This window comes from Fimbriimonadaceae bacterium (genome assembly GCA_019638795.1).
Lineage (GTDB): Bacteria > Armatimonadota > Fimbriimonadia > Fimbriimonadales > Fimbriimonadaceae > JAHBTB01.
The window spans coordinates 444,544-467,897 of the sequence record JAHBTB010000001.1; the positions used below are offsets into that span (position 1 = coordinate 444,544).

The following is a 23,354-nucleotide window of genomic DNA, read 5'->3' on the forward strand; positions in this document are numbered from 1 at the left end:
TCTGATCACGGCCCAGTTCTTTTGCACCATCGTTGTCAACTCGGCGTAGGCAAACAAGAGATACTGGCGAGCGCCTCATGGTCGGGCATGCGACCGGGCGGACCCTGAGCTACATTGTTGGCTCTGGGACAGTGAAATCTCAGGAGTCCCACAGAGTCTGGGGGCATTATCAAAACAGACAAGCCTATGGAAAAAGTCGTCATTGTCGGAACAGGGCCGGCCGGGTACACCGCCGCCCTCTATGCCGGGCGTGCCGGCCTCCAGCCTCTGGTCTTCGCCGGCCCCGAACCAGGCGGCCAGTTGATGATCACCACCGACGTCGAGAACTACCCGGGGTTCCCTGAGGGGATCATGGGCCCCGACATGATGGACCTCTTCCGCAAGCAAGCAGAACGGTTCGGGGCCAAGATCCTTGCCAAGACCGTCGACCGCGTCGATTTCAGCGGCGGTAACCTGCGGGTCTACGCCGACGACGAGGAGTACGCCGCGCAGACCGTCGTCGTTTCCACGGGGGCAAGCGCCAAGTGGATCGGCTTGGAGTCCGAGGTCACATTTGGCGGCTACGGCGTGAGCGCGTGCGCCACGTGTGACGGATTCTTCTACCGCGACAAGACCGTCGCCGTGGTCGGCGGCGGCGACACCGCGATGGAAGAGGCGAACTACCTCACCCGCCATGCCTCAAAAGTGTATGTGGTCCACCGACGCGACCAGTTCCGGGCGAGCAAGATCATGCAACAGCGGGTTATGGACAACCCCAAGATCGAAGTGCTCTGGAACAAGCGGGTCGACGAGATCGTGGGCGAGTCGGAACCCCGCAAGAAGGTGACGGGCGTCCGACTGGTCGACACCGTCAACGGCACGTCGAGCGACCTCGGCCTAGACGGCGTGTTTGTCGCCATCGGCCACCACCCGAACAGTGACCCCTTCAAGAGTGTCTTGGACACCGACGAAAACGGTTACATCAAGGTCAAGCCGTTCTCGACGGAGACTAACGTGCCCGGCGTCTTCGCTTGTGGCGACGTGACCGACCACAAGTACCGCCAAGCGGTGACCGCGGCCGGATCAGGCTGCATGGCGGCCATTGACGCCGAACGTTTCCTCGAAGCATTGGGCTCGTAGAATGTAGAGGTGAGGTGGACTTCGTGAACGTCGCGCTCTTGGTCTTGGCGATCCTCAACCCCCAGGTCGTCCAAGACCCGAACAAGCCACCTCCCGGCACCGCCCCCTCCTACGCCACATCGGACCTGACCAGTGCCGAGGACCCCAAGTTGGTCCACACCCAGTGGATCCGGCTTGCCGCTGCCGAGGTGCCCCAAAAGTGCCCGCGCCATCCGTGGGAGTTCCCGTTCGTCACTGCCGCCTACGGACGCACCGCCGCGGGCCAGTCCGGTGCCAACCTCCGTTTCCGGGTGTTCTCCCAGTACCGGAACGAGACCCTTGACAACGACCCGTCGATCTGGGCGTCGCGCCTCCTCCTCCGGCTGTGGGACATCAACTACCACCGGTTGGGCATCGACAACCCCGAGCGCTACCGCAAGGTCGTCGACGTCTTCCTCTGCACGGAAGGCGAGCCGGGCGGCGAGCAGATGTTCGTGAACGCCGACTTGGGCACCCCCAACAAGCCGCAAATGGTCGACATGAACGCCGTGTTCGTCTATCAGGTGCAGACCTTGACCGAGCCTATCGAGTTCGCTCGTGAAGTGGCCCATGAGTACGGTCATGCCAGCCTGCCTCAGATCGGCCCGTTCCAGGGCCCCGAGTCGTGGGCGAACGGCGACGTCGGGGAGCGCATCTTCCTCAAGTGGGTGGCCGACGAGGTCCGGGGAGGCCGCCTCGTTCCGGCCGATGTCGCCAACTCCAAGCTTAACGACCTAGACAATTACGTCCGTGCCCGCGTGACCCCCCTCGTCCGAAAGGTCGCCGCGGCCGGACCCGACCTGGCCTTACTCGCCAAGGACAGCCCTGCCGCGTACGACGCCTACGTCGCCCTGTGCTGCTACGCCCAGGCTGTCCTTCCCGCCAAGGTCCTTGGACGGGCGTTCAAGACGACGGCAGGAAACCGGGGCAGCGACTTCGCCGCCGCCATTGTGGAGGCCTGCGGTGAAGTGCCCGACCTTGTGCTCCAAGTGCCCGAGGGCTGGGGGAAGAAGCCGCTGTGGCTTCCGGTCGGCCACGGCAGGGTGGTGTCGGGGTCCGTCAAATCCAAGCGAGGCGACTGGATGCAGGTGGTCCCGACTGGCGCTAGCGTCAAAATCCGCAATCCGATCCCCAAAAGCTGACAAAGCACTCCAGTTCCTGGCAAGAACACCGATATCCAAGCTGAAGGCCAGGAGTGGACCACTTCGGCCGAGGCGGAACCTTGTCGGACATCCTGTCACAGTCGGAGATCGAGGCCCTGCTGAGTTCGCTTGTCGAACCGCAGGCGGCCGACACGATCGGTGGTCCCCCTGCCACGGTGAACACGTCCGGCACGAGCCCCACCACGTTCAAGGGGAACGGCCTCGGATCCCACCGTGCCGCCGTGGCATACGAAGTCTACGACTTCCGCCGCCCTGATAAGTTTTCCAAGGAGCAACTGCGCACTCTGCAGATGCTCCACGAGACCTTCGCCCGCATCGCCAGCACCGCCCTGAGCGCGTACTTGCGCAGCACGGTCAGCATCGACCTGATCTCCCTGGAGCAGGTCCCCTACGAGGAGTACCTGCGCAGCATCAACCAGTCGGTGTTCACCATCATGTCGCTGCCGCCGCTCAGCGGGCAGGCTGCCCTTGAGCTGGAGTTCGGGCTTGTCTTCACGATGATCGACAAGCTCTTGGGGGGGCCGGGCCGCTCGCTCGACCGCACCGTCCTCACCGACATCGAGCAGCCTCTGTTCCGCCAGATCGTCGAGCGCACCTTCATGGCGCTCAAGTCGGCCTGGGAAGGCGTCGTCATCGTCAACCCGTCGATGGAAGCCCTTGAGACAAGCGCCCAGTTTGTCCAGATCGCCCCGCCGACGGACATCGTCGTCAGCATCCTTTTCGAAGTCCGGGTCGGCGAGGCGCACGGCGCCATGAGCTTGTGCGTTCCCTACATGCTGCTCAAGCCCATCACCGCCAAACTCAGCGCCCAAAAGTGGTTTGCCGCGGCAAGCAACCGTAAGCAGACCGTCGCCAACCGCCGTGCCCTGGTCGGACAGATCAACGCCACCGAGGTCGAGTGCGCCGTCCAACTGGGCAAGTGCCGGCTGAGCGTGCACGACTTCCTGCGGCTCCGTCATGGCGACACCCTGCGGCTCGACCAGAAAACCGAGCGCGACCTTCGATTTATGGTCTCTGAGAACCCGAAGTATCTCCTCCGTCCCGGTCTGGACGGCAAGAAGCTCGCCTTTGAAGTGACCGCCCCGATCCGCCCCAACGAGTGACCCCAATGCAGAAGATCACGGAAGAACTGGTCCAAAAGTTCACGAACGCGCAAAACCAGATTTGGCAGACCGTCTCGAACGCGGCCTCCGAGTCGATCGAAGCGGGCATCCAGTTCCGCGACCCGAAGGTCTCGGTGATGCCCCTGACCGACGTGTACTCGGAAATGGCCTCACCCAAGCTGGTGGTCCAGTTCTGCTTTGCGGACTCGCCCGACAGCATCCAAGCCGTCTTGGTGCCGACCGAGGGCTTCCTTGCCCTTCACGAACTCCTGACATCGGAGACCAAGACGATCGCGGACGACCAGATGGCGGGCAAAGTCCGGCCGTTTGTCGAGGGCTTGGTCCAGGGCATTTGCCAGGCGACCGGGACGATCCGTAACGAGCCGATCGTCGCCAGCGGCCTCTCGAACCGCTACCAGATCTTCAACCTGCCGAGCAACCTGCAGCGGATGCCCGAATTGATCAAGGTCGACGTCACGATCAGCGGCGAGGGCGTCGAGACGACGGCGATGTGGCTGGTCGACATGTCGACGGCGCGGCACATCACGAACACGCCCGAGAACGGCGAAGAAGAACTCGCCGTCAGCGTCCTCGGGGCCCAAACCGCCGAGGCCGGGGTCTCGGGGCCCGCCCTGTCCGTGGACGACAGCGCCCTTGAGATGATCATGGACATCCCCCTGGAGATCAGCGTCGAGTTGGGCCGGATGCGGATGCTCGTCAAGGACGTGGTCGAGCTGGGCTCAGGTTCCATCGTCCAGATCGACAAAGCGGCGGGCGAGCCGGTCGACGTCCTCGTGAACGGGCGGCTCGTGGCCCGCGGCGAGGTCGTCGTGATCGAAGACAACTTTGGCGTCCGGATCACCGAGATCCTGAGCCTGCAAGAACGACTTGCGAAACTGAACGAGGTCGCGTGATGAAGAAAGCCTGCATCCTCTCCATTGCCGCTGTGTTGCCGCTGACGTGTTGGGCCGGCGAGACGCTGGGCACCAAGAAAGACTTGACGACGGGTGTCAATGTGCCTCCCGGGCCGGCCGTGGGCGGCCTTGAGGTGGTCCAGATGGTCGGTGCCCTGGTCGTCGTCTTCGCCTTGCTCAAGTGGGGGCTGCCCTACCTCATGACCAAACTGGGCCGCCGACTGGACACCGGCATTGACCACCCGATCAAGAGCCTGGAGTCGGCGAACTTCGGCGGAGGCACCTTGCAAGTCGTCGAGGTGCGCGACCGCACCCTGCTCCTTTCGGTGACGACAAGCGGAGCGACCCTGGTCTGTGACCTCACGCCGGACCCCGCCGCCGAGCGGGCCAAGCCCAAGGCGTTCTTCGAGATGCTTGACGCCAAGAACGCCGAACCCACACCGGCGCCGACCCACGCGGTGGTGGATTTTGGCGACGACTTCGGTGACGACGACGACGAGCCGATGGACGGTCATGACTTTGAGGCGGCCAAGCGCCTCCTCACCGCAGCCAAGGCCCGCCTCGAGGTCCCTGAAGAAGTCGAGCCAGCCGAAGACGGTCGTCAAGACCGCGTCCGCGAGGCCCTTGAGCGCCTCGCCCGGCTGACCGGCTGAAACCAAGGCCATGCGTCGTCTCGTCGATTGGGCACGCGGTCACCGAAGGCAGGTGATGGTCTGGGCGACCGTGCTCTCCCTGATCGGCCTGGCCGCCCTGGCCGTGAGCCAGCAAGTGCCGGTGCCGTCAGTCAATATCGGCGTCGGAACCGGCAGCGAACGCGAGCAACTCGGCGCACAGTTCAAGATCCTCGCCCTGCTGACCGTGCTCAGCGTTGCGCCGGCGATCCTGATCCTGACGACGTGCTTCACCCGCGTCGTCATCATCCTCAGCTTCACCCGCCAGGCCTTGGGGGCACAGAACATCCCACCCAACCAGGTGCTGGTCGGGTTGAGCCTGTTCCTGACCTTCTTCATCATGGCCCCGACCTACAACGAGGTCAACAAGGCGGCGATCCAACCGTTCTTCCAACAAGGCTCGGTCATGCCGATGGACGAGGCCCTCAAGAACGCCGAAGAGCCCCTGAAGAAGTTCATGCTCAAGAACACCTATGAGTCCGACCTCAAGATGTTCCTGGACTTCCGCCACCAGACACCCAAGTCCCGGGCCGAGATCGACTTCATGTCGGTGGTCCCGGCGTTCGTCATCAGCGAGCTGAAAACCGCCTTCGTCATCGGCTTCTACATCTTTGTGCCGTTTGTCGTCATCGACCTTGTCGTCGCCAGCCTGCTGATGGGCATGGGCATGATGATGATGCCGCCGGTGGTGATCTCCTTGCCGGCCAAACTGTTGGTCTTCGTCCTCGCCGACGGGTGGTCCGTCCTCGTCCGCGCGATCCTCGCAGGGTACGGCACATGAACCACGGCATCGTCATGGAGTTGACGCGCCAGGGCATCTTGGTCGCGATGATGGTGACCCTGCCGATCTTGGCGGTGGCCCTCTTTGTCGGCCTGATCGTCAGCGTGTTCCAGGCCGTGACCCAGGTGCAGGAGATGACCCTGACTTACCTGCCCAAGATCCTTGGCTGCGCCGCCGTGATCACGGGCATGGGATCGTGGATGCTCACGACCCTCGTCAAGTTCATGGTCGTCTGCTTCGACCAGATCGCACGGGTCAACCAATGAGCCTGGACGCCGCCTGGCTCGTCGCGTTTCTGGCCGTCGGGTGCCGCCTGGCCGCGATGGTCATGACCTCGCCTCTCTTCGGCACGACGATCCCCGTGCAGGTCCGCGGCATGTTCTGCCTGGCCATCTCGGCGGCCCTGACGCCCGCGGTCATGCCGCTGATGCCCCCCGTCCCCCAAAACATGGCGGACTTCGCCGGGATCTTCTTTCGCGAGATCATGATGGGCTTGGCCCTCGGATGGTCGGTCCAGTTGCTCGTCAACAGCCTTCAAATGGCGGGCGGCATCATCGACCTGCAGGTCGGCATGGCCAGCGCCCAAATCTTCAACCCGGCGGTCGGCGGGACGGCCTCGCCCGTGGCAAACCTCAAGGTCATGCTCGGCACCGTCTTGATCATGTTGTCGGGCGGGCACCAAATGATGTTCCGGGCGTTCATGGAGAGCTACCGCTACCCCACCGAGGCCCTGACCCCCACCCACGGCATGCTGGCTGTCCTCATGAGCATGCTCTTCCACCTCTTTGTCGGGGCGGTCCAGATCGCCGCGCCGGTCGTGGCGGTGACCATCGTCATCGACGCGGCGGCGTCCTTGGTGAACAAGGCCGTCCCCCAGACCCAACCGTTCCTGATCGCCCTTCCGGCCAAGATCGGACTCGGCATGCTGGCCCTGCTCCTTGGCCTGCCTGCCCTGACCGTCGGTGTCCAGCGCGGCCTGGACTCGGTGTTCACCACGGTGCCGAGGCTCCTCGGAGGCGGTTGAGATGGCAGACAACGCTTCCGCACAGGAAAGGACTGAGGAGGCCACGCCTCGACGTAAGCAAGAGGCGCGCAAGAAGGGCACCGTCGCCCGGTCGACGGATCTGAACGGCGCCCTCGCCATGCTCACCCTCGCCATGCTCGGGCCTGGCGTCGCCGCCAAGCTTGCCGAGGCGATCCTCACATCCATCCAGTCGAACGTGGCCAAGATGCCGCGCGAGATATCTCCCGCGACGGTGATCATCCAGACGCAGAGCATGGCCGTCCCGGCCCTGTCGGCGGCCATGCCGCTCGCCCTCGGCCTCTGCGCGGTCGGCCTGGCCAGCAACTTCAGCCAGGTCGGGTTTGTGCTCAGCGGCGAACCGCTCAAGCCCAGTTTTGACAAGGTCAACCCCCTCACGGGGTTCAAGCGTCTGTTTTCGCGCCGCGCCGTGGTCGAAGGGCTGAAAGCCGTCGCCAAAATGTGCCTGTTCTCGTGGATCGCCTATGTGGTGCTCCAGCAAGACTGGGACAAACTACTGGGGATCGGCGGGATGGCGCCGGCGGTGGCGGCCGGAGTCCTCGGTGAAGTCGTCCACAAGCTGGTCATGCGCATCGCGGTCGTCTGGCTTGTCATCGCCGGTTTCGACTACTTCTTCCAACGCAAAGAAGTGGACAAGCAGATCAAGATGACCAAGGACGAGCTCAAGCGCGAAATGCGCGAACAAGAAGGCTCGCCCGAGGTCAAGCAAGCCCAGTACCAGCGTCGCCGCAAGCTTTTGAAGGGCGGCATGGTCGCCAAGCTGAAAGAAGCGGACGTCCTGATCACCAACCCGACGCACTTTGCCGTCGCGATCAAGTACGAGCGGTCGCAGATGCACGCCCCGGTCGTCCTGGCCAAGGGCCAAGACTTGATGGCCCTGCGCATGAGGGAGTTGGCCGCCGACCTGCGCCTGCCCACCGTCGAGAACAAACCCCTCGCCCGGGCACTCTACGCCCAATGCGAGGCGGGAGACTTTGTCCCCCGCGACCTCTTCGGACCCGTCGCCGAGGTCCTCGCCTACGTCTACAAGAGCACGCAGCGGACGAAGAAGTGAACCGGCGACGGTAAGATCAAGGTGCTCAAAGCGGAGACAAGACCTTGGAAGACATGACCCGACGACGATTGCTGAGAAACACCCTGGCCGGAGCCACGATGGCGACGGTCCCCACGTGGTTTGCCGAACGCGCTGAGGCGGAGTACCGCGAGATCGAAGCGGTCCGGCCCCAGCGGGTCGGCGCCAACGACACGATCCATGTGGCCGTCGTCGGCCCGGGCGGACGACGTGGCGGCTACCAGCAGGGGTTCGGCGTGTCACGTTACGTCCACAGCCAGCCGGGAGCCAAGGTCGTCGCCGTCTGCGACGTGGATGAACTGCACCTGAACGAGGCGGCCGCCTACTTTGGCCCGAGCACCTACAAAACGAAGGACTTCCGCGACATCATGGCCCGCAAGGACATCGACGCGATCGTCATCGGGACACCCGACCACTGGCACGCGACGATCAGCGTGGCGGCGATGAAGGCGGGCAAGGACGTCTACTGCGAGAAGCCGATGACCTTGACGATCAGCGAAGGACGGATGGTGGCCGAGGCAGCGGCGCGGTACAAGCGGGTTTTTCAGACGGGCAGCCAGCAAAGAAGCGACCAGCGGTTCCGACTTGCTTGCGAACTCGTCCGCAACGGCAGGCTGGGCAAGCTAAAAAAGGTCACGACCCACTTGCCGACGGGGCCGATCGGAGAACTGTTCTCAGTCGAGCCGGTGCCAGCCGGATTTGACTGGGAAATGTGGATGGGCCCGACTCAAAGAGTTGACTATTGTCATCAGCGCACCCACGGCACGTTCCGATGGTGGCTCGACTATAGCGGTGGCATGCTCACGGACTGGGGCGCCCACCACAACGACATCGCACAGTGGGGGATCGGGGCGGACGGTTCCGGGCCGCTTTCGGTCGAAGGCCATGCCAAGAACCAGCCGACGGTCAACATGATGACCTACACGACGTTCCCCGAGTTCGACATCTTCTACACCTACCCGCACGACGTGCTCCTGCATTGCACCAACAAGGGAGAGAACGGCGTCACCTTCGAAGGCGAGGACGGCTGGATCTTCGTCAGCCGCGAACGCATCGCAGCGTCCGACGAAAAGCTACTCAAAGACCCGCTGCCCGCGAACGCGGTCAAGCTCTACGCAAGCGACGGGCATGCCAAGAACTGGCTGGACTGCATCCGCACGCGCAAGCCGACGATTTGCGAACCCGAGGTCGGCCACCGGTCGGTCACGGTATGCCACATGGCCAATATCTCGCTCCGCCTTGGCGGTCGCAAGCTCGACTGGGACCCCAAGAGGGAGCGGTTCAGCGACGACGACGCCAACGCGATGCTTAGCCGCCCGCAGCGGAAATGGAGCTGAGCAACTCCCGCACGGAACCTTCGTGAGCGAGCAGGCGGTCAAGGTCTTCGTCCTTGGCCGCCGCCAACATGTTCCGGTGGGCCTCGTTCTCCTGCAGCCGCTGTTGGCGGACCTCGCGGCGGAGCCTTCCCTCGAGAAACCGGAGCTTTTCGTCGCGGGTCTCGCAAATGAGCCGGGGCACGGGCACTGTGCGTCCGTCGCGCATCGCCACCATCGTCACCCGGGCCGTGTTGACGTGCCGCCGGTCATCCTGGATGAGGTTGGTCGCGTGGACGTCGACGATCACCTCCATGCTTGTCCGGCCGACAAAGCTCACGAACCCTTCTAGCTCCACAAGGTCACCGATCTCGACCGGCTGCAAGAAGTCCACCCGGTCGAAGGAGGCGGTGACGCACGCCTCGCGCGCAAACCGCGAACTGACGCTGGCGGCGGTGAGGTCGATGAGGGCCAGGATCGAGCCACCAAAGACCTTGCCCAGGTAGTTAGCGTCGTTCGGCGTCATGCGCTGGGCCATCACCAGCTTGGTCTCGGAGACACGACGGGCTTCCATGGGTCGGGCAGCAGTAAACCCGACCGGCGCTCAGGCGCTCATGATGATCTGGGCAAAGCTGGCCGGGTCCAGGCTGGCCCCGCCGACCAGGCCGCCGTCGATGTTGGCCTTGGCAAAAAGCTCTTTGGCGTTGTCGGGTTTGACCGACCCGCCATAAAGGATACGGACGTTGATCGCGACCTCGGCGTCGGAGACGGCCTCGATCACCGACCGGATGAAGCGGCACACACGATCCGCCTCGTCGGCGGCGCAGGTCTTGCCCGTGCCGATCGCCCACACCGGCTCGTATGCCACGACAAGGCCGTACAGTTCACTGGAGTCACGACCGGCCAGAGCCCGCCGCAACTGACCCTCGATGACCTGCTCGGTCTGCGCCGCGTCACGCTCTTCCAGGGTTTCGCCGACGCACAAGATCGGTGTGATGCCGTGGAAGAGGAGCCGCTCGATCTTCAGGTTGACGGTCTCGTCGGTCTCGGCAAAGTAGGGCACCGTCGACGCAGGAGTCTCCAGCTTGCCGAACCGGCCCCGGGTCTCCGAGTGTCCGACGATACAGAACGCCACCGACTGTTCGACCAGTTGCTTGGCACTGACGTTTCCGGTGAACGCCCCCTCTTCCGCCCAGAACACGTCTTGTGCGCCGATCAAGATGCCCTGGTGGCGGACGGTGTCGCGGACCTTGGGGATCGCCAAATATGGAGGGCAGACGACGACGTCGACGTCATACCGCACGGCCACCTCTTTGGCGAACGTCTCGACCAAGGCGGCCCCTTGGGCGGCCGTCAGGTTCATCTTCCAATTGCCCGCAACCAGCTTTGTACGCATAGACACCACTACATCCGGACGATCACCGGTTCCACCACGACTTGTACCTTGTCGCGGATGGCGTTCGTGATGATGCAGTACATATCCGCCTTATGGGCCATGTCCTCGGCGACCTTGGCCTGGTTGTCGTCGGCTCCGGTCAAGACGATCCGCGGCTTTACCGTGATCTTGGTGTACGTGAAGCTAGGGCCGTCCTCGACGACTTCACCGGTCACGTCGGCCTGGATGTCGGCGTAGGGGACTTTCCGGTTGGTGAGGACGATGCCCAGGGTGATGGAATAACACCCCGCCACGGCCATCGCCAAGAGTTGCTCCGGATTGGTCCCCGCCCCACTCCCGCCGAACTCCGGTGGGGTCGCCAGGGCCACAGTCGTGCCACTCCGGACGTCGGTGATCTCACCGGCGCCGTCCCGTCCTCCTTTCCAACTGACGCGGACAGGATACTCATGGGTCTTTGCCATGCCGGCATTCTACGCGGAAGCCTGCCCTCGCCACGGGCGGGTCCGGACCACTCTGCCTACGCTACGCGCCTAAAGCCGAAACAGGTTGCAGCACTACCAATTCGCCTAATCATCATCTGAGGCATTTGACCTGTCACACAACTGACGACAATTTCCCTGATATATCAAGACCATCAAGTTCAAACTTAGCCTGGTAAGTCTGCTGGCAAAGTGATATTCAAATGCAACAAATCCAAAAGACTTACTAGTCGCAATTGGCATGAGTTATGCAGGACAATGTTGCGTGATGAAGAAAGCCCTTCTCCTTCTCTCAATCAGCGCCGTGGTCGGAGTCGCCCAGGCCGTCGTCATCGACGACTTCAGCGGCAACTCCACGTTCGTCCAGACGAACAGCACGACCACCTTTGACTACGACTCGTCGACCGCCCCCGTCGTCGGTGGCACCCGCTACCTCGGCCAGACCTACCAATTCGGCAACAAGCTGAGCGCCGCAGCGATCGCCGACGGCATCCTGGACGTCCAGACGCCCAGCAACGCGGTGACCAACACGGCCCTCGCCTACGGCAACATCACGTCCGACATGGGAGGCCTGCCCTTCCCGACCCCCGACTGGGGCGTCGACACCTCCGCGGCGAACTTCGGCTTGTCCGGTGACACGGTCCGCCTGAACTTCATTTCGAACGAACAGTCCTTGGACATTCGGTTCGTGGTGATGGCCGACGGCGTCTACACGGTCTACAACAAGACGGTCGCGGGCGGCCAGTACAGCCCGTTCACCGTGGACCTGACCGCTGCTGACATCACGAGCAACGGCGGCACTACTCTGGCGAGCTTCGACTCCCTGTACATGAACTTCACGACCTCCCCGTCGGGTGACTTTGCTCTCGACAGCATCGAGACCGTCCCTGAGCCGGTCAGCATGGTCGCTCTCGGTCTGGGCGCCCTCGGCCTCGCCCGCAAGCGCCGCAACAAGTAACTCGCCTACCGTCCGGCAACGGCGCCGAGAAGGAGGACCGGGCCAGACCTGCAGAGGTCTGGCCCGGCTTGCGTTTGACCGGTCGCCTAGGTCTTTTGATCAAGTCTCACCGTATATTCACCAGGTTTTTGAGCCTGGTAAGGATACGTGACCGCGGGCCTGTTGAATTTCGCTCCAGACATCCGCTATACCAGGGCCTCAACGTTAAATGACGGCAAAAATGCGGGCACTTTTAGCGGTGCCGGTTTTGAGCCGTGCAATCACCAGCGGAGGATCCCTCAATGAAACTTGAAAGAATCGTCTCGATCGCCGGTCTCGTAATTCTTGCGGCCGCATCCCAAGCCGTCGTCATCTACGACGGGATCGGTGCCAGCACCACCTTCACCAGCACCACCGGCGGCACGCCGCGCAACCGCATGGCCGACAGCTTCAGCGCCACCGACCCGGGTTCGGGCGCCCACTGGAAGGTCACGTCCATTGATGTGGGAATCTGGGTCAACGCCGCTTCCCCCAGCGCGACCGCCGAAGTCATTCTCTGGAACGAGTGGAACGTCGCCGGGTTTGGCGGTTCAGGCACCAACGTCTTCCAGAACGAGGCCGGACGCGAAACGTTCAACCTTGGTGATCTGTCCGCCTCGGACGTCCATACCCTGACCTTCACCACGCCGATCCACCTCGACAACTTCCAAGACCTTGGTCTGGAAATCCAGCTCAAGACGAACGGGACGAAGTCGAACAGCTTGGCTCTCTCCCTGCAGGACGCCGTGCCGACCGTCGGGTCGGGAACGAACCTCTTCTATCGCGACAGCGACAACGACGAGGTCATCGAGACCCCCGACGCGCGCACGATCTCCGGATGGTCGAACGCGAACGTGATGTTCCGCGTGAACGCCGAGGTCGAGAGCGTCCCTGAGCCGGCGACGATGACCGTCCTCGGGCTCGGCGCCCTCGCCCTCCTGCGGCGCCGCCGCCAAGCCAAGTAAATTCTGACCTTGGTCTATTGACCGACGCGGCCCGCGACACCCTTGTCGCGGGCCGCGTCTCTGTACGGCGTCTCAGAAGGCGGACGACCACTGGGTCCGGACCCTGGCCCACGGGTATCATGACAACCCTTGGCGCCGTGCCCAAGTGGTTAAGGGGAAGGTCTGCAAAACCTTTATCCAGCGGTTCGAATCCGCTCGGCGCCTCCAATGCTTTGCCTTGCTCCCGGGCATAATGGGGGCTCGACGCATGCCGAAGAAGACCGAACTGGCGGCCGGTCAGGCCGTGGTCGGCCCCCTGGGGGTCACAGCGCCGCCCGACATCCACATTGCGTGCGAAGCTTTCGAGGGCTCACTAGGCGCCCTCTTCCTCTGCGTCCACGACCGCAAGATCGACCTCCTCGACATCCCCATGGCCCCGGTCTGCGAGGCGTACTTCCACTACGTGCTCGCCACCACGGACACAGACTTGGAGCAGGCGGCGGTCGCCCTCGCCGCCCTCGCCTACTTGCTCGAGCGCAAGGCGTGGGCGCTCGTGCCGACGGAAGACGAGGACACCGTCGACGAGGACGCCCTGACCCTCGCCGCCGAGCCGTACGTCCACCTTTTTGACCCCGCCGTGCGTAGCCTCCTCGAACGGCGTGAGGAACGCGAACGGCTCTTCTTCCGGTGGTCCGAGCAGTTCCGCCAACCCTACGAACTACCCTTCGACACCAGCGACGTCCAGATCGGTGACCTCGCCGGCGTGCTGGAGCGCCTGCTCGCCCGCGCCGTCCCCGACACGATGGAGCCCCTGAGCAAACCACGGCGCTCCCTGGCCGAACAAATGCTCGTCGTCCTACAGGCCTTGCCGTCGGAATTCGCCTCCCTCGACACGATCGTGGTCGGAGAATTCACCCGCAGCGAGGTTGTCTGGTGGTTCCTTGCCCTGCTCGAACTCATCAGGTTGGGCCAGGCCCGGGTGCACGTCACCGAGAGTGAAGTCCTCTTCGCCAGGGGCGGTCTGGTATGAGCGTCATCCGCGACGTCGAGGCCCTGCTCTTTGTCGCCGAGACCCCTGCCACCGCCGAAGAACTGGCCGTCGCGATCGGTGTCCCGACTTTTGAAGTGGAGGACGCCCTTGAAAAGCTCGGTGGACGGCTGACCCACAACAGCCCGCTCCAACTTGTCCGCATCGCGGGCGGCTATCAACTCTGCACGAAGCCCGAGTACGCCGAAGTCGTCACCCGCTTCCTGCAGCCGCAGCGCCACAAGCTCAGCCGGAGCCTCATGGAAGTCCTCGCCATCGTCGCTTACAAGCAACCGGTGACGATGGCAGAGATCGACGAGGTCCGCGGTGTCCAGAGCGACTACGGTTTGCGGCAACTGGTCGAGAAGCGGCTTGTCGGGGAGCTAGGCCGTAAGGCGACGCCGGGACGGCCGGTCCTCTACGGGACCACCCAGCAGTTTCTCCACGTCTTTAACCTAGACAGCCTGGCCGATCTGCCTGACCTGGGCTTCGGCCGAGCCGCGTTGGACGCGGTCGGTACCCACCTGCCCCCCGACCAACCGATGTTGCCTATGCAAGAGGAGAAACCCGTTTGAAGCCGTTCACCGTCGTCTGCGCCGTCCTGATCGCTGTGACGGCGACGGCGAAGAACGACGTGAAGTCCGGCCCCGAAGGAGTCGGGGCGGCGTCCGCGGTGGTCATGGACCAGCAGACCCGGCGCGTTTTGTGGTCCAAGGCGATGGACGCCAGGCGTTTCCCGGCCAGCACGACCAAGATCATGAGCGGACTGCTCGTGGCCGAAAACACCAATCCAAGCGAAGTCGTCTCCGCACCGCAAGGCGTCGAGAAGGTCGGCGAGAGCAGCCTGCACCTCCACTCCGGAGAGCAACTGACCGCCCAAGACATGCTCTACGCGATGATGTTGCGCAGCGCCAACGACGCCTGCTTCACCATGGCCATCAAGGTCGCCGGTTCCGTACCGGCGTTCGCCAAGATGATGAACGAGAAGGCCAAGTCGCTCGGGTGCACGGACACGCACTTTGTCAATCCGCACGGCCTGCACGACGAAAACCACTACACCACCGCGCATGACTTGGCCCTCATCGCCTGCGCGGCCCTTGATAACCCACGCTTGGCCGAAATCGTCAAAACACAACGCCACAAGGTCACCCGGTCGACCGACAGCAGAGACCTGACGATGGTCAATCGGAACAAGTTGCTCAAGGAAGACAAGGACTGCATCGGGATGAAGACCGGGTGGACTGTTCCCGCGGGCAAATGCTTCGTCGGGGCCTTCGACAACGGCGGTCGTAAGATCGTCACCGTCGTGATGGCCAGCCAGGACTGGGTCCGCGACACGATCGCGCTGGAAGACTGGGCGGCCGACAACGTCGTGGACAAAGTGGTCGTCGACACGGGGCAAAGTCTGGGTTCAGCCGCCGTCAAAGGAGGCACGGCCCCGACTGTCGGCGTCCAGGCGGCCCGGCGAGACATCGTCCCCTGGGTGGACGGTGCGCCGTTCGAAGCGCAATTGGCCGGTCAACTTCCTACCGTCCCGGCTCCGGTCAAGGCTGGCCAGCGGCTCGGCACCGTGTCCATGAGGCTGTCTGACGGCTCCACCGTCCCCGTCTCGGTCGTCGCCTCGGTGGACGTGCCCGCCAAACCGCCCCTCACCAACGCCCTCAATCCCGGCACGATCGTGGTCGGCGGGGCCTTGGTCGGCGGATGGGCTCTTGTCCGGTCTCGGCAGAGGAGTCGAAGGAGGCTCGGTGCCCGACGCTGGTGAGATGAGGCTGCACCGCTATCTGGCCCACGCCGGCGTGGCGAGCCGGCGCAAGGCGGAAGAGGTGATCCTAGAAGGGCGGGTGACGGTCAACGGGTCCCTCGTCACCGAACTCGGCGTGAAGGTGGGCCCCGACGACATTGTCGAGGTGGACGGGGAGGCGGTGCGTCCGGCCCGTCACGTCTATCTCCTTCTGAACAAGCCCGCCGGGTACGTGACTACCCTCGACGACCCCCACAGCCGCCGGACGGTGATGGACCTGGTGCCCGACGTCGGCGCACCGGTGAAGCCGGTCGGTCGCCTCGACATGGACACGGAGGGCCTGCTGGTCCTCACCAACGACGGGGACTTGGCGGCCCGGCTCTCCCATGCGCGTTACGGAGTCGAGAAGGAGTACCTCGCCACCGTGCAGGGCCAACCTGACGACCGCGACCTCGAACGTCTGCGCAAGGGTGTCTTTCTTGAGGGCAAGAAGACCTCGCCCGCCGTTGTGGAACTCGTGTCGCCAATGAACCAGGCAGGCACGTCGCTTGTCTCCCTGGTCATCCACGAAGGCCGCAAACGCCAAGTGCGCATGATGCTCGCCGCGGTCGGGTGCCCGGTCGTCAGGCTGGTCCGGGTCAGGATCGCCCACCTGGTGCAGAAGGGGATGAAACCTGGCGAATGCCGGACCCTGCACATGAAGGACGTCCAAAGGCTCCGGGCCTTGGTCGGCCTAGAACGGTAACCTGCCCGGCATGCCCAACCGGCTTGCCGCCGCGTCGTCCCTCTACCTGCGCGAGCACGCCGACAACCCGGTCGATTGGTATGAGTGGGGCGACGAGGCCCTCGCCCGGGCGAAGGCCGAGGACAAGCCCCTCTTTGTCAGCGTCGGCTACAGCGCCTGTCACTGGTGCCACGTCATGGCCCACGAGTCGTTTTCCGACCCCGAGGTCGGTGCCGCGTTGAGCGCTTCGTTCATCTCGGTGAAGGTCGACCGTGAGGAGCGTCCCGACGTGGACGACGTCTTGATGTCGGCCGTCCAGATGGCGAACGGCCATGGCGGCTGGCCGATGACCGTCTTCCTGACCCCGGACCTAGAACCTTTCTTCACGGGCACATATTTTCCCGGCCAGTCGAGGGACGGCATGCCGTCCTTTCTGAACGTCGTCAACAACCTTGCCCAGGCGTGGCGAGAACAACGGACCGAGGTCGTACGCGCCGCCGCCGAATTCGCTTCTGCAGTCCGCCAGGCAGGGTCTCGGGCGATGTCCGCGTCCCGGACCTCGCTTGGGGTCGATCTACTCGACGACGCCGTCGCCGCCCTGTGGGCCAACTTTGACCGGGATTTCGGCGGCTTCGGCGACGCCCCCAAGTTCCCTCCTCACACCGCTGTCACTTTCCTCCTCGACTATGCGGCCATGCGTCACAACCTCGGCGAGAAGGACGACCTCATCAGCAAAGCCTCGACCATGGCGGTCGCCACCCTCTTGGCCATGTGCCGCGGTGGACTGCATGACCACGTCGGAGGAGGGTTCCACCGCTATTCCACCGACCGTGAATGGCTGTTGCCCCACTTTGAGAAGATGCTCAGCGACAACGCCCTGATGGCAGGCAACCTCGCCCGCGTCGTGGACATCCTCGACGAGGGTGAGGCGCGCGACGAGCTGTCCGCCAGCCTAGAGGGCGTGCTTGGTTGGATCCGGCGGGAAATGACGGCCCCGGACGGCACCCTTTACTCCGCCCAGGACGCCGACTCCCCTGGTGGGGAAGGCGCCTATTACGTCTGGAGGTACGGCGAAGTCGCCGAAGCGCTTGGCGACGGGGCCGAAGCGTTCTGCCAGACCTTCTCTGTCCAACCAGAAGGCAACTACCTCGACGAAGCCACCGGCCATCCGACCGGGGCAAACGTCTTGTATCGTTCGGACACCACACCACATAGCTCAGAGCTGGAGACCTTGCGGGCGGCCCGAGAGAACCGTCCCAAGCCCCAGACCGACACCAAGCGGCTGCTTGCTTGGAACGCCTTGGCCGTCGGCGCGCTCGTCAGTGCAGGGCACATCGAGCAGGCCGAGCACATCGCCACCCAATGGTTGAAGCAGTCTGGCCCGGCGCTTCCTCACCAACTGGTTGATAATGGCCCACAAGGGATAGGGTTCCTCGATGACCACGCCTACATTGCCGACGCGTTGTTGGACCTCTACGAGGCCACCGAGGACGGCAAATGGCTCGCCGAAGCCGAGGGTGTCGTCGACCAGGCGCTCGCCCTGTTCTCCGACCCCGGGGGGGGCTTCTGGTCGTCGTCCGCCGACCACCAGACACCGATCACCAAACTCAAGCCCATCCTTGACACAGCGTGTCCTAGCGCGACCGCTGTCATGCTCAGGATCCTGCGCCGCCTCGGGCGGACGTCCGAGTTCTCTCGTCACTTCACCCAAGTGGCGGGTTGGGCCGAACGTGCCCCGACAGCCTGTGAGTCACTCTTGCGAGAGCACCTCTACGCCCTGCTCCAGGGCGCGGGCGAGCAGGCTGTCGTGGACTTCTCGCGTCCAGGGGAGGCCCTCGTCTTTCTTACCGACTACGAGATCACTGCCGACGCAACCGGGTTTGGTCACACCACGATCGTCATCGACCTTCCCGAAGGGCACCACATCAACTCGCACGAGCCGCCCGCCAAATGGTTGAGCCCGACCACCGTCCAAGTCAAAGGCGCCCTTGGTGAAGTCGGCTTTCCTGATGATCCAAGCGGGGTGTACCAGGGGCGGGTCGAACTTCCCGTGCGGCTCTTTGCCGCGTCAGGCCGGCACGAGTTTTTTCTTTCGGTTTCCTATCAATTGTGCGACGAGAGCAAGTGCCTGGCGCCGGTCACCAAAGAACTGGAGGGACTCTTGATTGTGCCGCCCGGCCAACCCCAGTAAACTCGCAGCGATGAAAGTCCTCGTCGCCGACAAACTTGAGAAGTCGGGCCTTGACGGCCTGAAGGCCATCGGTTGTGAGGTCGACTCCCAGCCAGACCTAAACGGGGACACTCTCCGCGACGCCGTCGCGAGCACGGGCTGCGACGTCCTCATCGTCCGGTCGACCAAGGTGCCGAAGGATGTGGTCGACGCGGGCAAGCTCAGTTTGATCGTCCGTGCCGGGGCCGGATACAACACGATCGACGTGGACGCGGCCAGCCAGCGCGGCGTCTACGTCGCCAACTGCCCGGGCAAGAACAGTATCGCCGTCGCCGAACTCGCCTTTGGCCTCATGGTCGCGTGCGACCGACAGATTCCGGACAATGTCGCCGACCTACGGGCGGGCAAGTGGAACAAGAAGGCTTACAGCAAGGCACGGGGGCTCTACGGCCAGACTCTCGGCTTGGTCGGCATGGGCCAGATCGCCCAGGAGATGGTGCCCCGGGCCAAGGCGTTCGGCATGACCGTCATCGCCTACAGCCGGTGGATGACCCCGGTCGCCGCCGCCGCCCTCGGGATCGCCCGGGCGTCCAACATGAAGGACCTCGCCTCGCAGGCGGACGTCGTGTCGGTCCACGTTTCACTCAGCCCCGAGACCAAGGGCGTCGTCAACGACGAGTTTCTGAGTGCTATGAAGGACGGGGCGACCCTGATCAACACCAGCAGGGCCGAAGTCGTCGACCAGGCCGCCCTGCTCCGCCACACCGCAAGTGGCCGTCTCCGGGCGGGACTAGACGTCTTCGAGGGTGAACCGGCGGGCGCAGAGGGCACCTATGACGGGCCCCTCCTCACCGCCAAGGGGGTCTACTGCACCCACCATATCGGTGCGAGCACCGAGCAAGCCCAGGAAGCGGTCGCCGCCGAGACGGTGCGCATCGTCGCCGAGTACAAGACGACCGGTATCGTCCCCAACGTCGTCAACGTCAGCAAGGGTGAGGTGGCCACCCACCTCCTGGTCGTCCGACACCAGGACCGGGTCGGCGTTCTCGCCCACGTTTTGGGCGTCCTGAAGGACGAGGGCGTCAACGTCCAAGAAATGGAAAACATCGTGCTGGGCGGCGCACAAGCGGCCATCGCCCAGATCGGCCTTGATAAGGCCCCGAGCCTGGAGGCAGTCGGTGCGATCAAGACCCACCCCTGGGTCTTTGACGCCAGTGTCCTCCCGATGAAGGCCTAGTTCTCGGGATAGACGTACCGTCTCGGCACCCGCGCCGTGATCCCGGTCAGGATTTCATGGGCGTTGGTGCCGGCCAGCGATGCCAGTTCGGATGCCGAAACGTTCGGCCCCAAGAGTTCTGCAACAGAACCCACGGCAAGGTTTTGGATTCCGGTGGCGTCGACGAGGAGTTGGTCCATGCACACCAGGCCGATGACTGCCGCCCGCTGTCCGTTCAGGGCGACGAACCCTTTGTTGCTCAGATGGCGCTGGTAGCCGTCGCCATAGCCGACACCCACCGTCGCGACCACTGTCTGGCGGGTTGTGGTGAACGTCCCGGCGTAGCCGAGCTTGGCGCCCGCCGGAACCATCCGGAGGCTGGTCACCCGACCAAACCAGGACATGGCCGGTGTCACCGCGCCGTTGGTCAGCCCGAACGGATCGACCCCGTAGGCCAGGACACCGATCCGCACCATCGTCCCACGGCTCGCCGGGTATTTGAGGGCCGCCCCGCTGTTGGCCATGTGCACGTGTTCAAACTTCACCGACCGGGCGCGGCACTCCTTATGGGCTTGGTCAAATATCCAAAGTTGCTTGGCCGTCGACTGTTCGTCTGACGAACTGTCACTGAAGTGTTGGCACAGCCCGACAAGGCGACAGTTGGTGAAGCCGTCGATCTCGTGGGCGATCGTCGAGGCGTCTTTCGGGGCACAACCAAACCGGTGCAGCCCGGTGTCCACCTTGAGATGGACCCGCGCCTCCCGGGTCTGGCGTGCCGCGGCGACGTCCATCGCCTTGGCCAGCGCGACATTCTCAACAAAGACGTCAAGGTTGTAGAACACGGCCTGCTCGCAGTCCACCGGCAAGATCGGCGACATCACCATGACGGGGCACTCGACCCCGGCCTCACGGAGCGAGACGCCTTCTTGGACGGTGGCGACAGCGACGGCGTCCGCACCATGGGCGACGGCGAACCGGCACACCGGCAGCAATCCATGGCCATAGGCGTCGGCCTTGGCCACCAGCGCGATTTGCGCCCCACCCGCCCCAAGCTGGGAGCGGACGTAGGCGAGGTTGCCGCGAAGCACGCGGAGGTCCACCACGGCCCAAGTGCGCGGGTACGGGTCCACACCTGTATTTTGGCGGCATCACGCCGCTTTTGTCGGCCCTACCCTGACGATTCGCCCACCAGACGGTTAAAATAGGACTATGAAGACCCGTCGGCCCGACATTCTCAAGGCGGCCTACGACCTCATGGGGGTGCAAGGGCTGGAATCCCTGACGGCCCGGAACGTCGCCGCCGAACTGGGCATCAACCACGCCACAGTGCACTACTACTTCCCCCATCGAGAAGACTTGCTGGCAGGGATCGCCGAGTTCACCCTCGATCAACTGAAACGGGACCGAGCCAAGTTCCACGTGGGGGCGGACAAACCTGCCGACAAAGTCGAGGCCGAGTTGGCCCTGGCCGAAGCGTATTGCCGGAAGTCCAGCCGCTTCGCCAAGGTGCTTGCCGGTCTCTATGTCGCAAGCATCGCGGACGCGGCCCTGCGTAAGAAGAACTCCGCCATATGGTCAGAGTGGTCCGGACTCTTGGTTGACCTAGCCCGCACGACCAAACTCAAGAAGGACACCCCCTATGCCGACGGCGAGCTCCTCGCCGCGACGTTCTTCGGTCTCATGCTCACCAGCCACCTGCTGGACGGCAAATTTTCGGCGAAAGACAAGGTCGACGAGATCTACGCCTCGATGTTCGGCGGCTAGACCGCCTGGGGCGACGCAAGCCAGCACTCCACGCGGTGGCCGCCGTCGACCGTGGCTTGAGGGTCTTGGTCGCATTGTCCGAACCGATGCGGGCACCGCGGGGCGAAGGCGCACCCTCCGGTGAGCTTGGCCAGGTTCGGTGGCTGTCCGTCAATGACCTCCAGCCGGTCGGCCCCGACTTGGGGCACAGACCTGAGCAAGGCTTGGGTGTACGGGTGTCTCGCTCCCCGTAGCACCGACTCGGCCGGGCCAGACTCGACGACCCGGCCCGCATAGAAGACGGCGATGTCGTCGGCCAGGCTGCCGATGACGCCGATGTCGTGGGAAATAAGGACGACAGCCGTGCCCGTCTCCTCCTGCATCTGCTTGAGCAGGCGCAGGATTTGCGCCTGGAGGGTGACGTCGAGGGCGGTGGTCGGTTCGTCGGCCACCAGCACCTTGGGAGTGGAGGCAAAGGCGATGGCGATCACGACCCGTTGCCGCTGGCCGCCGCTCATCTGGTGGGGGTACTTCCGCGCCGACTCGGCCGGGGCCGGGACTCCGACCTTCCCCAGCATCTCGACCGCCTTGTCCCATGCCGCCTTCTTGGAAAGCCCCTGGTGGAGGGTGAAGACCTCGGCGATCTGCCAGCCCACCTGCATGACGGGGTTCAGGCTGGTGAACGGGTCCTGCATCACCATCGAGATCTCTTGGCCCCGGATGCCAAGCCATTCCTTGCGGTCCAGGGTGAGCAGTTCCCTACCCTCCAGCGTCACCGAGCCTTCGACGGTCGCGGCCCTTGGTAACATGCCCATCACGGCCAGCCCGGTCATCGACTTGCCGCAACCTGACTCACCGACGACGCCGAGGGTCTTGCCCTTGTCAACCGACAGATTGACGCCACGCAGGATGTGCACGTCACCGACCCGCACGTGCAAGCCTCGGACCTCCAGGGTCGCCATAGGCAAGATTATGCCCCGGCAGGCCCGCGAAGGTAACATAGCCGGACTATGTCCTCGTCCATACGGCTCGTGATCGCCGACGACGAACAGGCCTACCGCAATGCGGTGCAGAGGTCTCTGACGCTCATGCCTGAGTGCCAGTTGCTTGCCGCGTGCAAAGACGGCCAAGAGGCGCTTGAAGTCTGCCTGAACGACCCGCCCGACGTCTTGCTCACCGACATCAACATGCCGCGCATGGGCGGCATCGAGCTCATGTCGCGCCTGCTGAAGAAGGAAAAGGACGTCAAGGTCGTCGTCCTGACCATCAACGAGGACGACGAGACCGTTTTCGAGTCGTTCCGCGCCGGTGCCTTGGGCTACCTGCTCAAGACCAGCACACCGCAAGAGGTCATCGAGGCGATCCGCTTGGCCCATCGGAGCGAGGCCAAAATCACACCGCGCATCGCCACCAAGGTCATCGAGGACTTCCGGCGGGTCAAAGACGACGAGGAGACCGACGACACCGAGCTCTACGTCCTCAGCGACCGCGAGACCGAAATCCTCGAGCTGATCGCCAAGGGCATGCGCAACAAGGAGATCGCCAACCACCTCAGCATCGCCGAGAAGACGGTCAAGAACCACGTCTCCAACATCCTCAAGGCGTTGCAGGTCAACTCCCGGACCGAGGCGGCGATGAAAGCCGTCCGCGCGAGGTTAGTCCAGGGAAACTGACCGGGCCAGGCGACTGGCCTTCCGAAGAATAGAGACGACAAGGGTCACCTGGACTGACAACTCTCT

25 protein-coding genes and 1 tRNA gene are annotated in these 23,354 nt (G+C 63.8%); 21 read left to right on the plus strand and 5 right to left on the minus strand.

What is annotated here, in order from left to right:
• Positions 1–186: 186 nt before the first annotated feature.
• The 10 genes from trxB (at position 187) to KF857_02235 (ending at position 9,220) form a co-directional block, all read left to right on the plus strand.
• Positions 187–1,119, plus strand: coding sequence for a thioredoxin-disulfide reductase (gene trxB / locus KF857_02190; protein ID MBX3110793.1), 933 nt, complete (start codon positions 187–189; stop codon positions 1,117–1,119).
• Positions 1,120–1,133: 14 nt separating this feature from the next.
• Positions 1,134–2,279, plus strand: a complete 1,146-nt coding sequence (locus KF857_02195; protein ID MBX3110794.1) for a hypothetical protein — start codon at positions 1,134–1,136, stop codon at positions 2,277–2,279.
• An 80-nt stretch (positions 2,280–2,359) separates the two neighbouring features.
• A complete protein-coding gene (gene fliM, locus KF857_02200; protein ID MBX3110795.1) occupies positions 2,360–3,403 on the plus strand; it encodes a flagellar motor switch protein FliM in 1,044 nt (347 codons plus the stop codon).
• Positions 3,404–3,408: 5 nt separating this feature from the next.
• Positions 3,409–4,317: a flagellar motor switch protein FliN gene (gene fliN, locus KF857_02205; GenBank protein MBX3110796.1), complete on the plus strand. Its 909-nt coding sequence runs from the start codon at positions 3,409–3,411 to the stop codon at positions 4,315–4,317.
• Complete coding sequence (locus tag KF857_02210) at positions 4,317–4,970, plus strand: hypothetical protein (GenBank protein ID MBX3110797.1); 654 nt, start codon at positions 4,317–4,319, stop codon at positions 4,968–4,970. The genes fliN and KF857_02210 overlap by 1 nt, the downstream gene beginning before the upstream one ends.
• A gap of 10 nt (positions 4,971–4,980) precedes the next feature.
• Positions 4,981–5,769 (plus strand): flagellar type III secretion system pore protein FliP, encoded by a 789-nt coding sequence (gene fliP, locus KF857_02215; GenBank protein MBX3110798.1) that lies wholly within the window; start codon positions 4,981–4,983, stop codon positions 5,767–5,769.
• Positions 5,766–6,035 carry a flagellar biosynthetic protein FliQ gene (locus tag KF857_02220; protein MBX3110799.1) on the plus strand — a complete coding sequence of 90 codons (270 nt, stop codon included), beginning with the start codon at positions 5,766–5,768 and terminating at the stop codon, positions 6,033–6,035. Before fliP ends, KF857_02220 begins: the two co-directional genes overlap by 4 nt.
• Positions 6,032–6,793 (plus strand): flagellar biosynthetic protein FliR, encoded by a 762-nt coding sequence (locus tag KF857_02225; GenBank protein ID MBX3110800.1) that lies wholly within the window; start codon positions 6,032–6,034, stop codon positions 6,791–6,793. The genes KF857_02220 and KF857_02225 overlap by 4 nt, the downstream gene beginning before the upstream one ends.
• A 1-nt stretch (position 6,794) precedes the next feature.
• Positions 6,795–7,865, plus strand: a complete 1,071-nt coding sequence (locus KF857_02230; GenBank protein ID MBX3110801.1) for an EscU/YscU/HrcU family type III secretion system export apparatus switch protein — start codon at positions 6,795–6,797, stop codon at positions 7,863–7,865.
• A gap of 53 nt (positions 7,866–7,918) precedes the next feature.
• Entirely contained in the window at positions 7,919–9,220 is a 1,302-nt protein-coding gene (locus KF857_02235) for a Gfo/Idh/MocA family oxidoreductase (GenBank protein MBX3110802.1), read from the plus strand.
• On the opposite strand, the gene KF857_02240 is transcribed toward KF857_02235, so the two are convergent.
• The 3 genes from KF857_02240 to KF857_02250 are packed head-to-tail and all read right to left on the minus strand — an operon-like array spanning position 9,192 to position 11,053.
• A complete protein-coding gene (locus tag KF857_02240) occupies positions 9,192–9,770 on the minus strand; it encodes an acyl-CoA thioesterase (GenBank protein MBX3110803.1) in 579 nt (192 codons plus the stop codon). The two genes, KF857_02235 and KF857_02240, sit on opposite strands and share 29 nt — an antisense overlap.
• Positions 9,771–9,800: 30 nt before the next feature.
• A complete protein-coding gene (gene tpiA / locus KF857_02245) occupies positions 9,801–10,559 on the minus strand; it encodes a triose-phosphate isomerase (GenBank protein MBX3110804.1) in 759 nt (252 codons plus the stop codon).
• A 41-nt stretch (positions 10,560–10,600) separates the two neighbouring features.
• Positions 10,601–11,053, minus strand: coding sequence for an OsmC family protein (locus KF857_02250; protein MBX3110805.1), 453 nt, complete (start codon positions 11,051–11,053; stop codon positions 10,601–10,603).
• 286 nt (positions 11,054–11,339) lie between these two features.
• Here KF857_02250 and KF857_02255 point away from each other — a divergent pair, with 286 nt between their 5' ends.
• The 9 genes from KF857_02255 to KF857_02295 all read left to right on the plus strand — a co-directional run bounded on the left by KF857_02255 (position 11,340) and on the right by KF857_02295 (position 19,893).
• Entirely contained in the window at positions 11,340–12,029 is a 690-nt protein-coding gene (locus KF857_02255; GenBank protein MBX3110806.1) for a PEP-CTERM sorting domain-containing protein, read from the plus strand.
• A 281-nt stretch (positions 12,030–12,310) separates the two neighbouring features.
• Positions 12,311–13,012, plus strand: coding sequence for a PEP-CTERM sorting domain-containing protein (locus tag KF857_02260; GenBank protein ID MBX3110807.1), 702 nt, complete (start codon positions 12,311–12,313; stop codon positions 13,010–13,012).
• Between the two features lie 131 nt (positions 13,013–13,143).
• Positions 13,144–13,219: transfer RNA gene (locus KF857_02265), tRNA-Cys, on the plus strand.
• Between the two features lie 40 nt (positions 13,220–13,259).
• Positions 13,260–14,021 carry a segregation/condensation protein A gene (locus tag KF857_02270; GenBank protein ID MBX3110808.1) on the plus strand — a complete coding sequence of 254 codons (762 nt, stop codon included), beginning with the start codon at positions 13,260–13,262 and terminating at the stop codon, positions 14,019–14,021.
• On the plus strand, positions 14,018–14,593 hold the full coding sequence (scpB, locus tag KF857_02275) for an SMC-Scp complex subunit ScpB (protein MBX3110809.1): 576 nt from the start codon (positions 14,018–14,020) through the stop codon (positions 14,591–14,593). Before KF857_02270 ends, scpB begins: the two co-directional genes overlap by 4 nt.
• Entirely contained in the window at positions 14,590–15,783 is a 1,194-nt protein-coding gene (locus KF857_02280) for a D-alanyl-D-alanine carboxypeptidase (GenBank protein ID MBX3110810.1), read from the plus strand. Before scpB ends, KF857_02280 begins: the two co-directional genes overlap by 4 nt.
• Positions 15,767–16,507 (plus strand): rRNA pseudouridine synthase, encoded by a 741-nt coding sequence (locus KF857_02285; GenBank protein ID MBX3110811.1) that lies wholly within the window; start codon positions 15,767–15,769, stop codon positions 16,505–16,507. The genes KF857_02280 and KF857_02285 overlap by 17 nt, the downstream gene beginning before the upstream one ends.
• Positions 16,508–16,517: 10 nt before the next feature.
• Positions 16,518–18,677, plus strand: a complete 2,160-nt coding sequence (locus KF857_02290; GenBank protein ID MBX3110812.1) for a DUF255 domain-containing protein — start codon at positions 16,518–16,520, stop codon at positions 18,675–18,677.
• Positions 18,678–18,687: 10 nt separating this feature from the next.
• Positions 18,688–19,893, plus strand: coding sequence for a hypothetical protein (locus tag KF857_02295; GenBank protein ID MBX3110813.1), 1,206 nt, complete (start codon positions 18,688–18,690; stop codon positions 19,891–19,893).
• Here KF857_02295 and alr read toward each other — a convergent pair.
• On the minus strand, positions 19,890–21,002 hold the full coding sequence (alr, locus tag KF857_02300) for an alanine racemase (protein MBX3110814.1): 1,113 nt from the start codon (positions 21,000–21,002) through the stop codon (positions 19,890–19,892). The genes KF857_02295 and alr overlap by 4 nt on opposite strands.
• A 79-nt stretch (positions 21,003–21,081) precedes the next feature.
• On the opposite strand from alr, the gene KF857_02305 reads away from it, so the two are divergent.
• Positions 21,082–21,636, plus strand: coding sequence for a TetR/AcrR family transcriptional regulator (locus KF857_02305; GenBank protein ID MBX3110815.1), 555 nt, complete (start codon positions 21,082–21,084; stop codon positions 21,634–21,636).
• Here the strand turns inward: KF857_02305 and KF857_02310 are convergent.
• Positions 21,633–22,577 carry an ABC transporter ATP-binding protein gene (locus KF857_02310; protein ID MBX3110816.1) on the minus strand — a complete coding sequence of 315 codons (945 nt, stop codon included), beginning with the start codon at positions 22,575–22,577 and terminating at the stop codon, positions 21,633–21,635. The two genes, KF857_02305 and KF857_02310, sit on opposite strands and share 4 nt — an antisense overlap.
• 48 nt (positions 22,578–22,625) lie before the next feature.
• Here KF857_02310 and KF857_02315 point away from each other — a divergent pair, with 48 nt between their 5' ends.
• Entirely contained in the window at positions 22,626–23,288 is a 663-nt protein-coding gene (locus KF857_02315) for a response regulator transcription factor (GenBank protein MBX3110817.1), read from the plus strand.
• The last annotated feature ends 66 nt before the right edge of the window (positions 23,289–23,354 follow it).

Coding starts and splice junctions, on each gene's coding strand:
- trxB (MBX3110793.1), top strand. CDS start 187: ATGGAAAAAGTCGTCATTGTCGGAACAGGGCCGGCCGGGTACACCGCC.
- fliN (MBX3110796.1), top strand. CDS start 3,409: ATGCAGAAGATCACGGAAGAACTGGTCCAAAAGTTCACGAACGCGCAA.
- KF857_02210 (MBX3110797.1), top strand. CDS start 4,317: ATGAAGAAAGCCTGCATCCTCTCCATTGCCGCTGTGTTGCCGCTGACG.
- fliP (MBX3110798.1), top strand. CDS start 4,981: ATGCGTCGTCTCGTCGATTGGGCACGCGGTCACCGAAGGCAGGTGATG.
- KF857_02220 (MBX3110799.1), top strand. CDS start 5,766: ATGAACCACGGCATCGTCATGGAGTTGACGCGCCAGGGCATCTTGGTC.
- KF857_02225 (MBX3110800.1), top strand. CDS start 6,032: ATGAGCCTGGACGCCGCCTGGCTCGTCGCGTTTCTGGCCGTCGGGTGC.
- KF857_02230 (MBX3110801.1), top strand. CDS start 6,795: ATGGCAGACAACGCTTCCGCACAGGAAAGGACTGAGGAGGCCACGCCT.
- KF857_02235 (MBX3110802.1), top strand. CDS start 7,919: ATGACCCGACGACGATTGCTGAGAAACACCCTGGCCGGAGCCACGATG.
- KF857_02240 (MBX3110803.1), bottom strand. CDS start 9,770: ATGGAAGCCCGTCGTGTCTCCGAGACCAAGCTGGTGATGGCCCAGCGC.
- tpiA (MBX3110804.1), bottom strand. CDS start 10,559: ATGAACCTGACGGCCGCCCAAGGGGCCGCCTTGGTCGAGACGTTCGCC.
- KF857_02250 (MBX3110805.1), bottom strand. CDS start 11,053: ATGGCAAAGACCCATGAGTATCCTGTCCGCGTCAGTTGGAAAGGAGGA.
- KF857_02255 (MBX3110806.1), top strand. CDS start 11,340: ATGAAGAAAGCCCTTCTCCTTCTCTCAATCAGCGCCGTGGTCGGAGTC.
- KF857_02260 (MBX3110807.1), top strand. CDS start 12,311: ATGAAACTTGAAAGAATCGTCTCGATCGCCGGTCTCGTAATTCTTGCG.
- KF857_02270 (MBX3110808.1), top strand. CDS start 13,260: ATGCCGAAGAAGACCGAACTGGCGGCCGGTCAGGCCGTGGTCGGCCCC.
- scpB (MBX3110809.1), top strand. CDS start 14,018: ATGAGCGTCATCCGCGACGTCGAGGCCCTGCTCTTTGTCGCCGAGACC.
- KF857_02290 (MBX3110812.1), top strand. CDS start 16,518: ATGCCCAACCGGCTTGCCGCCGCGTCGTCCCTCTACCTGCGCGAGCAC.
- KF857_02295 (MBX3110813.1), top strand. CDS start 18,688: ATGAAAGTCCTCGTCGCCGACAAACTTGAGAAGTCGGGCCTTGACGGC.
- KF857_02305 (MBX3110815.1), top strand. CDS start 21,082: ATGAAGACCCGTCGGCCCGACATTCTCAAGGCGGCCTACGACCTCATG.
- KF857_02310 (MBX3110816.1), bottom strand. CDS start 22,577: ATGGCGACCCTGGAGGTCCGAGGCTTGCACGTGCGGGTCGGTGACGTG.
- KF857_02315 (MBX3110817.1), top strand. CDS start 22,626: ATGTCCTCGTCCATACGGCTCGTGATCGCCGACGACGAACAGGCCTAC.